Consider the following 9974-nt stretch of genomic DNA (forward strand, 5'->3'; position numbering starts at 1 on the left):
ACCGAGGTCAAGGCCGGCACGCTGAGCGTCAACGGCTCGATCGCGTCATCATCGCTCGTCAGTGTCGAGCGCGGTGCGACGCTCGGCGGCAATGGTGTGGTCAGCACCGCGCAGATTGCCGATGGCGGCATGCTGTCGCCGGGCAATTCCGTCGGGCTTCTTACCGTTCAGGGGAGCCTCACTTTCGCGTCCGCTGCAAATTACATGGTGGAAGTGTCCGGTGCGGTGGCCGATCGCACCAATGTCACCGGCGTAGCCACGCTTAACAATGCGACGGTGCGTGTCACATTCGATCCAGCAGCCTTCGTGCGCGAGCGCTACACGATCCTGAGTGCTGCGGGAGGTGTGTCAGGGACATTCAGGAGTGGCATCTACAGCGATGAGCCGCCGTCATTCGCGACGTCGCTGAGTTATGACGCCCAGAACGTCTATCTCGATGTCGATCTGAAACTGACCGGCCTCAACATCAACCAGACGAATATCGCCATGTCGCTCAACAGCTATTTCGACACGCATGGCGGCATCCCCTATGCACTTGGTGCAATGACGCCTGAAGATATCACTCAGGCGTCGGGAGAACTATCGACGGGCGTGCAGCAGAACACGCTGCAGGCGATGACGCAGTTCATGGGCGTCATGACCGATCCGTTCGCTGCCAATCGCGGGCTGACAACGCCGCAGATGCAGCCGAATGCCCTCGCGCCCTCCGGCAATTCGGCCTCATGGCGTGATGCCTATGGTGCCGTCACAAAGGCAATGTCGCCCCTACAGAGCTTCGAGTCGCGCTGGAATGTCTGGGCCGCCGGCTTCGGCGGCGGGCAGACGACCGATGGCAACACGGTGGTCGGCTCGCACAACAGCAGCAGCCGGATCGGCGGTGTCGCCGTCGGTGCGGATACCTGGCTGTCGCCGCAGACACTGGCCGGCTTCGCCATGGCGGGCGGCGGCACGAGCTTCGGGCTCTCCGACAATCTCGGCGCCGGCCGTTCGGACCTGTTCCAGATCGGCGGTTTCGTCAGGCATCATCAAGGACCGGCTTACATCACGGCGGCTCTGGCCTATGGCTGGCAGAACGTCACCACGGATCGGCTCGTGACCATCGTCAACGCCGATCGCTTGCGCGCGAATTTCACCGCGCATGCGTTCTCGGCGCGTGTCGAGGCCGGGCATCGCAGCGTGCTGTCATGGCTGGGCGGCGCCGGCCTGACGCCTTATGCCGCCGGGCAAATGACGAATATCGATCTGCCCGCCTATGCGGAGACACTCGTTTCCGGCTCCGACAATTTTACGCTGGCCTATACCGGCCGCAATGTCACGGCCACCCGCAGCGAGCTTGGCCTGCGCACCGACAAGTCCTTCGCATTCGACCAGGCGCTGCTGACCTTGCGTGGCCGCGCGGCATGGGCGCATGACTTCAACCGTGATCGCATCGCGCAGGCTTCGTTCCAGGCGCTGCCGGGGGCCAGCTTCGTGGTCAACGGTGCCAGCATGGCGTCCGATGCTGCGCTGGCCAGTGCGAGCGCCGAGCTGTTGCTGGCGGGCGGCCTGTCGCTCGCCTTGAGCTATGAAGGCGAGTTCTCGCAGGTCACCCGCAGCCATGCGGGCAAGGGCGTCGTGCGTTTCACCTGGTAGCTGCGATTGCATCGCAGACATGGCAGCGCGCGGCTTGACCGCGCGGTGCGGCGCAGTCAGGTTCCGCAACTTCTCCCGCGGACTTGTCTTGTCTCATGTTTACCATCGCCTCGCTCTGGATACCCTTCACCATCATCGCCTCATTGGGGCAGGTGGCGCGCAACGCCATGCAGCGTTCGCTGACAGGGCCGCTCGGCACCTGGGGCGCGACCAATATCCGCTTCCTATTCGGCTTTCCGTTCTCGCTGGTGTTCTTCGCGGTGATCATCCTCGCCACCGGCGATCGCGTCGGCTGGCCGGTGATGGCGTTCTGGCCGTGGCTGCTGCTCGGCGCGCTCAGCCAGATCTTTGCCACCGGCCTGATGCTGGCGGCGATGAACGAACGCTCCTTCGTGGTCACCACGGCCTATCTGAAGACCGAGGCGATCCAGACCGCGATCTTCGGCTTCGTGTTTCTTGGTGATCACCTGACGGTGCTGCGCGTGGTGGCGATCCTGATCGCCACGGCTGGCGTCGTGGTGACGGCCCTGCGGCCGGGCGCCACGCGCGAACTCGGCAGTCTTCGGCCGATCATGTTCGGGCTGGTGGCTGCTGCTGCTTTCGCGCTTTCGGCGGTGGGTTTTCGCGGGGCCATCATCGTGGTGCCCGATGTGAGCTTCGTCACCGCGGCCTCCTATGCTTTGGCGTGGTCACTGTTCGTGCAGACGGCGATCCTGAGCGTCTATCTGCTGCTGCGCGAGCCGGCCATCCTGCGCAACATCCTGCGCCTGTGGCGGCCCTCGATGCTGGCCGGTTTCGCCGGCGCTGCGGCTTCGCAGTTCTGGTTCCTCGCCTTTGCTTTGACGGCGGCTGCGAATGTGCGGACGCTGGCGCTGGTCGAGGTGCTGTTCGCGCAGGCCGTCGCCTATTATTCATTCAAGCAGTCCCCATCGGCGCGCGAGCTTGCCGGCGTGGCGCTGATCGTGGCCGGGGTGGCGCTACTCGTTGCGGCGTGATCGCCCTTTCACAGGGGCAGGCGCTGCGATAGGACTGGTCTCGTCCTTCATGAGACGAGATCGATGCGCATCCTGCCACTGCTGTTCCTGCTGCTGACCAGTCCCGCTCTCGCTGCCGAGGCCATCGTCAAGGATGGCGACACCATCCAGATCGGCAATGTCGCCTATAATCTCGCCGGCGTGGATGCGCCCGAGGTCGACCAGCCCTGCGTCGATGAACATGCGGACAACTGGGCCTGTGGCGTCGAGGCACGTGACCGGCTGATCAAGCTCGTCGGCAAGCGTGAGATTCGTTGCGAGGATCTCGGCGAGGACAAGGCCGACAAGGGCCGCCGTGCGGCGCTCTGCACGATCGCCGGCGAGACGATGAGCCTCAATCAGGCGGTGATCCAGTCCGGTTTCGGCGTGAACGTGGAAGTACCGGCGAAGGCAGGCACCAAGGCCAGATTCCAGGCCGATGAGGCCGCAGCCAGGGACAAGCGGCAGGGTCTGTGGCGCGGCTGTTTCGTGTCGCCGGCGAATTTCCGCAGCAAGAGCGCGGACAGCGCGTTGCTCGGCAGCTCCTGCGCGCCCGATAAGGAGAAGGCCTTGCGGGCGGCGCTGTTCCCTGAGGATCTGCCAAAGCCCGATGGATGCAATATCCGCGCAAAGCAGGTGCGCCGCGCAAAACTCACCGGCAATGTGGGCGTCTATCTGATTCCGCAATGTCAGAACTATGCCACCCAGCCGAAGCCGGATCGCTGGTTCTGCAGCGAGGACGATGCCCGTGCCGCGGGTTACCGCAAGGCGATCAATTGCCAGGCATCCAGCAGCCGCAAGTGAGCCCTTCGCCGGTGGCGCTGGACCTCGCGGGCTGAACCACGTAGCACATCTGGAAGGCTGGATCGGCGGCGTCGCCGGATAATTCCAGCCTGCGAAATCCGGAGTGAAGCGCGTGGCCGAGACCTTGAGTTCGTCAGCATCGATCGAAGCCGTTGACCGCGGCCTTGCCTCCGCCGGCTATATCGCCAGCCGGCAGATCGCCACCGCGGTCTATCTCGCCGAGAAGATCGAGAAGCCGATCCTGGTGGAAGGCCCGGCCGGCGTCGGCAAGACCGAACTGGCGAAAGCCATCGCGGCCTCGCGCGGCCTCGAGATGATCCGCATGCAGTGCTACGAGGGCCTCGACGAGGCGAAGGCGCTGTATGAGTGGAAATATGCCAAGCAGCTGCTCTACACGCAGATCCTGAAGGACAAGCTCGGCGAAGTCCTGGGCGGCGCCGATACGCTGGCCAAGGCGCTGGACCAGCTGCATACCTTCGGCGACGTGTTCTTCTCCAAGGAATTCGTCGAGCCGCGGCCGCTGCTGCGCGCGCTGGAGCAGCCGAAGGGCTGCGTGCTGCTGATCGACGAGATCGACAAGTCGGATGCCGAATTCGAATCGCTGCTGCTGGAAATTCTCTCCGACTTCCAGGTGACGATTCCCGAACTCGGCACCATCGCTGCCATCGTGCCGCCGACGGTGATCCTCACCTCCAATGGTGAGCGCGATCTCGGCGACGCGCTGAAGCGCCGCTGCCTGCATCTGCATATCGGTTTTCCCGAGCCGAAGCTGGAAGAGCGCATCGTCGAAACCCGCGTGCCGGGCGTTTCTGCAAACTTGCGCAAGCAGCTGGTCGGCTTCGTCAGCCAGGTGCGCACGCTGGACCTGAAGAAGCTGCCGTCGGTGAGCGAAACCATCGACTGGGCCAAGGTGCTGGTGCTGCTCGGCGCATCCGAACTCGGCCATGAGCTGGTGAAGGACACGCTCAATGTGCTGCTGAAATATGAGGGCGACATCGAAGCGACGATGCCGAATGTCTCCAGCTTTGTCGCCAATTCCGGGCGGCAGGGCGTGTTCGGGTAAGCCATGCGCGATACATTGCATCGTTTCTTTCGGGCGGCGCGCGGCGCCGGGGTGAGAATCTCGCCTGCCGAAAGCATCGATGCCATGCGTGCCGCCGCCGAGGTCGGGCCCGCTGATCGCGCCATCCTGCGCGATGCGCTGCTGCTGACCATGGCGAAATCCGGCGAGGAGAAGGCGGCGCTTGCGGCCTGCTTCGATACGTTCTTCACGCATCCCGATTTCGAGACGCCACCGCCGGCGAATGACGATCAGGATGACACGGGCGACGAGGCAGGCGAAGGCGAGGCCGAAGCGGGGGAAGGCGCTGCATCCGGGCAGGAGTCGAGCGAACTCGGCGCGCTCGCGCAGATGCTGCTGGCGCAGGATCGCGCGGCGATCACAGCTGCATTGTCGAACGCCGCCAATGCGGCGGGCCTCACCAATATCCGCATCTTCACCCAGCGCGGACTCTTCTCGAGCCGCGTGCTCGAACAGCTCGGTGTCGCGCAGCTGCGCGACGATATCGATGCGCTGACGGCCAGCAATCCTGCCGATGCCGAGCGGCTGACGGCAGGGCTCGGCAGCCTGCGCGAGACCGTCAGCGAGATGGTGTCGCAGGCGCTGCTGCTCTATGGGCGCGAGGAAACCGAGGCGCTGCGCAACGAGATCTTGCGCAGCGCGCCGATGGCACGGCTGGAGCAGCGCCAGATCGCGCAGATGCGCGTGCTGATCCGTCAGATCGCACGCCGACTGCGCGAACGTTTCAGCAAGCCGCGCAAACGGCAGCGCCGCGGCCATCTCGATGTCCGCCGCACCATTCGCCGCAATGCCGCCTGGGGCGGCGTGCCGTTTCTCACCGCCTGGAAGCGCCGCCACCGCGACAAGCCGAAGATCGTGGCGATCTGCGACGTCTCCGGCTCGGTGGCGCAGGTGTCGGACTTCTTCCTGCTGCTGATCCACAGCCTGCATGAAGTGGTGTCGGATGTGCGCTCCTTCGCCTTCTCCGGCAACCTGATCGAGGTCAGCGCCATGCTGGAGAACAACAAGCCGGAAGAGGCGATGAAGCAGATCATGTCTGCGGTGGGCTTCGGCTCGTCGGACTACGGCCGCTCGCTCGCCGATTTCGAAAAGGATTTTATGAGCGCGGTGACGCCGCAGACCACGGTGATCGTGCTGGGGGACGCCCGCAGCAACAATCTCGATCCGCGCGCGGATATTCTCAAGCGCATCGGCGAGCGCTCGAAGCGGCTGGTCTGGCTCAATCCGGAAAATCGCGTCAGCTGGGGCTTTGGTGATTCCGAGATGCCGCGTTACGCGACCTTCTGCAATGTTGTGCGCCAATGCGCGACGGCGCAGCAGCTGGAGCGGGCGGTGTCGGATATCGTGGCGGCGTATCAGTGACCCAACTGTCATCGCCCGGCTCGACCGGGCGATCCAGTAAACACCGACGCAAGGTGATGATCGCAGATACCTGTGTTTACTGGACCACCCGCTTTCGCGGGTGGTGACAGTCGGGGTAATCGACGGAGTTAAGCATGACCATCGACACACTCTTCACATCCGCTAAATTTCCCGACGGCACATTAAAGGACATCGCCGTCACGGCCGGCCGCATCAGCGCGATCACACCAAGCGGCAGCGCTGCATCAGCGGCTGAGACCATCGATCTTGCGGGCACCCTTGTCATCCCGTCCTTCGTCGAAGGCCACATCCATCTCGACACCAGCTTCTATGGCGATGTCTGGCGTCCGCATGTGCCTTATTCCAACGGCTTCAACGTGCAGGAGCGCGTCGCCATCCAGGCCGACAACATGGCCAAGGCCGAGCCGATGGCGGAGCGGGCGAAGAGCCAGCTCGAACTCTGCCTCGGCCATGGCAGCACGCGGATGCGCAGCCACGTGATGGTGGATGGCTCCGTTGGGCTGAAATCGCTCGAAACCATCCTCGCCGTGCGCGAGGCGCATCGCGACGTGATCGATATCCAGCTGGTGGCCTTTCCGCAGAGCGGCATCCTGCGCAGCCCCGGGACGCCCGACCTGCTCGACGCTGCCTTCGATCTCGGTGCGGATGTGATCGGCGGCCTCGATCCCGGCGGCTTCGACCGTGATGTCGAAAAACATCTCGATGTGGTGTTCGACATCGCCGAGCGCCGCGGCGTCGATGTCGATATCCATCTGCACGATCCCTCGATGCTTGGCATTTTCGAGATCGAGCAGATCTGCGCACGTACGCAGGCGCTCGGCATGCAGGGGCACGTCGCCATCAGTCATGCCTATTCGCTTGGCGATGTCGCTGCCGATGTGGTGCAGCGGACGGCAGAGCTGCTGGCGAGGAGCGGCGTCGCCATCATGACCAATGCGCCCGGCGCGCGGCCGTTTCCACCGGTGAAGATTCTTCGCGCAACTGGGGTCACCGTGTTCGGCGGCTGCGACAATATCCGCGATAGCTGGTGGCCCTACGGCGATGGCGACATGCTCGGCCGCGCGATGATGATCGGCTACCGCTCGGGCTTCAACACGGACGACGACCTGGCACTTGCCTTCGATATCGTCACAGCCGGCGGTGCAAAGGCGCTACGGCTCGACGACCACGGCCTGCGCGTCGGCGCCAGGGCCGATTTCGTCGCCATCGATGCGCCGCATGTGCCGCAGGCGGTGGTGGACCTTCCGAAGGGACGGGCGGTCTACAAGAATGGTCGGCTGGTGGCGCGGGACGGGGTGATGGCCGGAAAGGCTTGAATCGTCGGCTGGATTGGCTACCAAGATACTGGCATGCCAAGGCCGTAGGATGGGTTGAGCGAAGCGATACCCATCCCTTCACGCGCCTGGCGGTGATGGGTATCGCTTCGCTCAACCCATCCTACGAAGGGACGCAAAATGCTTGAAACACCGCGCGCGCGCCGGGGCATGGTGACCTCGCCGCATCATCTGGCATCGCAGGCCGGCCTCGATGTGCTCAAGGATGGCGGCACCGCCGTGGAAGCCGCGATCGCCACGGCGGCGGCGCTGGCGGTGGTCTATCCGCATATGACCGGCATCGGCGGCGACGGCTTCTGGCTGATCGCCGAGCCCGGCAAGGCGCCGGTGACCGTGGATGCCTGCGGTCGCGCCGGTGCGGCGGTCGATCTCGCCTACTATGCGAAACACGGCGTTGCGACGATCCCGTTCCGTGGCCCGCTCGCGGCCAATACGGTGGCGGGCACGGTGTCCGGCTGGCAGAAGGCGCTGGATGTCTCAGAACACTGGCAGACGCCGCTGTCGCGCGAGCGCCTGGTGGAAAGCGCGATCTATTATGCCGAGAACGGCATCGTCGTCACGCGCAGCCAGTCCGACCTCTCGACGGAGAAGTTTGCGGAGCTGAAGGACCAGCCGAATTTCGCGGCGACCTTCCTGCCAAATGGCCAGGCGCCCGCCGAAGGCGATGTGCTGAAGCTGCCGGCGCTGGGCGCCACGCTGAAGCGCCTTGCCACCGATGGCTTCGAGAGCTTCTACAACGGCAAGCTCGCCGACAGCATCGCTGCCGATCTGGCCAAGGTGGAATCGCCCGTCACGGCTGCCGATTTGCAGCGGCATGAGGCCAGCGAGCGTCCGCCGCTGACCACCACCGTACGCGGTGCGCAGCTGTTCAACATGGCGCCGCCGACCCAGGGCCTGTCGTCACTGATGATCCTGGCGATGTTCGATCGCCTCGGTGTCACCCAGGCCGAAGGGTTTGATCACATCCACGGTCTTGTCGAAGCCACCAAGCAGGCCTTCATCGTCCGCGACGAGCATGTCGGCGATCCCGATCACATGACCGTCGATCCCGCGACATTCCTCGAACAGGCGCAGCTCGACGAACTCGCCCGACGGATCGATCGCAAGATCGCGTTGCCATGGCCGCATGTGCGGAAGCCCGGCGATACGATCTGGCTCGGCGTCATCGACGGGCAGGGCCGCTCGGTGTCCTTCATCCAATCGGTCTATTTCGAATTCGGCTCCGGCGTGGTTCTGCCGGAAACCGGCATCTGCTGGCAGAATCGCGGCGCCTCGTTCCGGCTGGCCGAGAGCGGCTGGAATGCGCTGAAGCCCGGGCGAAAGCCGTTCCACACGCTCAATCCGGCGATGGCGATCTTCGATGACGGCCGCCGCATGGTGTACGGCAACATGGGTGGCGAGGGACAGCCGCAGACGCAATCTGCCGTGTTCTCGCGCTACGGCATGTTCGGCATGCCGCTGCAGCAGGCGGTGACGGCGCCGCGCTGGCTGCTCGGCAAGACCTGGGGCGACGAGAGCGTGACGCTGAAGGTGGAGGATCGGTTTGATCCGGCGCTGATCCAGCAGCTCCGCGATGCCGGCCATGTGGTCGAGGTGCTCGGCAGCTATACCGGCACCATGGGCCACGCCGGCGCCATCGTGCTGCACGAGAACGGCGTGCTGGAAGGTGCGACGGATCCGCGTTCGGATGGTGCCGTGGCGGCGTGGTGAGGCACGACCGTAGGGCGGATGAGGCGAAGCCGTCATCCGCCGCGGAGTTTCAGTTATGAACTCGGCCGGCGGATTACGCTTCGCTCATCCGCCCTACGGCAGAGCCATCATCTTTCGCAATTCGGTCTTGAGAATCTTCCCGTTCGCGTTCCGCGGCAGCGGCTCCGTCAGAAACGTCACGCTGTCCGGGACCTTGTAGTCACTCAATCGTTCCGCGCAGTATTTCCGGACATCCGCCTCGTCGCCGCCATCGGGGCTGTAGGCGAAGGCGTGCACGCGTTCGCCCAGCACCGGATCTGGCTTGCCCACCACCGCGCTCTCGACGATGGCGGGATGATGCGACATCACATTCTCCACCTCGGTGCAGTAGATCTTGAAGCCGGCGCGGTTGATCATGTCCTTCTTGCGGTCGACCACACTGACATAGCCTTCCGCATCCATGCGGCCGATATCGCCGGAGCGCCAGTAGCCGCCGACGAAGCCGTTGCGTGTCGCATCGGGATTGTCCCAGTAACCGGGCACGACCATTGCTCCCGAGATCAGCAGCTCGCCATCCTGTCCGCGCGGCACTTCGCGTCCGTCGTCATCGGCAATGATGATATGGGCGCCGGTCACCGGGCGGCCGACCGTATTGATTTTTGCGACGGGCGAGCCCGGCGGAAACATCGTTGCAGGGGAGGTCGTCTCGGTCGAGCCATAGGCATTGCAGAGATTGAGTTTCGGCAGCGCCTCGGCGAGGCGCTTGATGGTCGCCTCCGGCATCGGTGCGCCGCCAAAGCCCGCGATGCGCCAGGCTGACAGGTCGTGCTGGTCGAAATCCGGCTGCAGCAGGCAGAGATTGTACATCGCCGGCACCATCAGCGCGTAGGTCACGCGCTCGCGGGCGGCGAGGGTGAGGAAATCGGCGGCCTTGAAGGCGGGCATGATGACGAGGGTGCCGGCGACATTGATGCTCGTGAGGATCAAGGCCACGAGACCGGTCACATGCGACGCCGGCACGGCCAGCATGGTGACGTC

At 64.4% G+C, this 9974-nt stretch carries 8 protein-coding genes; 7 read left to right on the forward strand and 1 reads right to left on the reverse strand.

The features are described from left to right. The 7 genes from ACIQ17_RS25625 to ACIQ17_RS25655 form a co-directional block, all read left to right on the forward strand. On the forward strand, nt 1-1632 hold a 1632-nt coding region (locus tag ACIQ17_RS25625; RefSeq protein WP_398472093.1), incomplete at its 5' end, for an autotransporter outer membrane beta-barrel domain-containing protein. A 95-nt stretch (nt 1633-1727) separates the two neighbouring features. Further along, on the forward strand, nt 1728-2627 hold the full coding sequence (locus ACIQ17_RS25630) for an EamA family transporter (RefSeq protein WP_398472094.1): 900 nt from the start codon (nt 1728-1730) through the stop codon (nt 2625-2627). A gap of 63 nt (nt 2628-2690) precedes the next feature. After that, a complete protein-coding gene (locus ACIQ17_RS25635; protein WP_398472096.1) occupies nt 2691-3449 on the forward strand; it encodes a thermonuclease family protein in 759 nt (252 codons plus the stop codon). 112 nt (nt 3450-3561) lie between these two features. Then, nucleotides 3562-4512, forward strand: coding sequence for an AAA family ATPase (locus tag ACIQ17_RS25640; protein ID WP_398472097.1), 951 nt, complete (start codon nt 3562-3564; stop codon nt 4510-4512). Nucleotides 4513-4515: 3 nt separating this feature from the next. Further along, nucleotides 4516-5892, forward strand: a complete 1377-nt coding sequence (locus ACIQ17_RS25645; protein WP_398472099.1) for a VWA domain-containing protein — start codon at nt 4516-4518, stop codon at nt 5890-5892. A gap of 134 nt (nt 5893-6026) precedes the next feature. Next, nucleotides 6027-7229, forward strand: a complete 1203-nt coding sequence (locus ACIQ17_RS25650; protein ID WP_398472100.1) for an amidohydrolase family protein — start codon at nt 6027-6029, stop codon at nt 7227-7229. A 138-nt stretch (nt 7230-7367) separates the two neighbouring features. Continuing rightward, nucleotides 7368-8957, forward strand: a complete 1590-nt coding sequence (locus tag ACIQ17_RS25655; RefSeq protein ID WP_398472101.1) for a gamma-glutamyltransferase family protein — start codon at nt 7368-7370, stop codon at nt 8955-8957. Between the two features lie 93 nt (nt 8958-9050). On the opposite strand, the gene ACIQ17_RS25660 is transcribed toward ACIQ17_RS25655, so the two are convergent. Next, a partial coding sequence (locus tag ACIQ17_RS25660; protein WP_398472102.1) for a class I adenylate-forming enzyme family protein occupies nt 9051-9974 on the reverse strand: 924 nt, incomplete at its 5' end.

Source organism: Tardiphaga sp. (assembly GCF_044340795.1).
GTDB lineage: Bacteria > Pseudomonadota > Alphaproteobacteria > Rhizobiales > Xanthobacteraceae > Tardiphaga.

What these genes read in the sequence shown, in the direction of transcription:
- ACIQ17_RS25630 (WP_398472094.1), top strand. Translation starts at nt 1,728, where the DNA reads ATGTTTACCATCGCCTCGCTCTGGATACCCTTCACCATCATCGCCTCA.
- ACIQ17_RS25650 (WP_398472100.1), top strand. Translation starts at nt 6,027, where the DNA reads ATGACCATCGACACACTCTTCACATCCGCTAAATTTCCCGACGGCACA.
- ACIQ17_RS25655 (WP_398472101.1), top strand. Translation starts at nt 7,368, where the DNA reads ATGCTTGAAACACCGCGCGCGCGCCGGGGCATGGTGACCTCGCCGCAT.
- ACIQ17_RS25645 (WP_398472099.1), top strand. Translation starts at nt 4,516, where the DNA reads ATGCGCGATACATTGCATCGTTTCTTTCGGGCGGCGCGCGGCGCCGGG.
- ACIQ17_RS25635 (WP_398472096.1), top strand. Translation starts at nt 2,691, where the DNA reads ATGCGCATCCTGCCACTGCTGTTCCTGCTGCTGACCAGTCCCGCTCTC.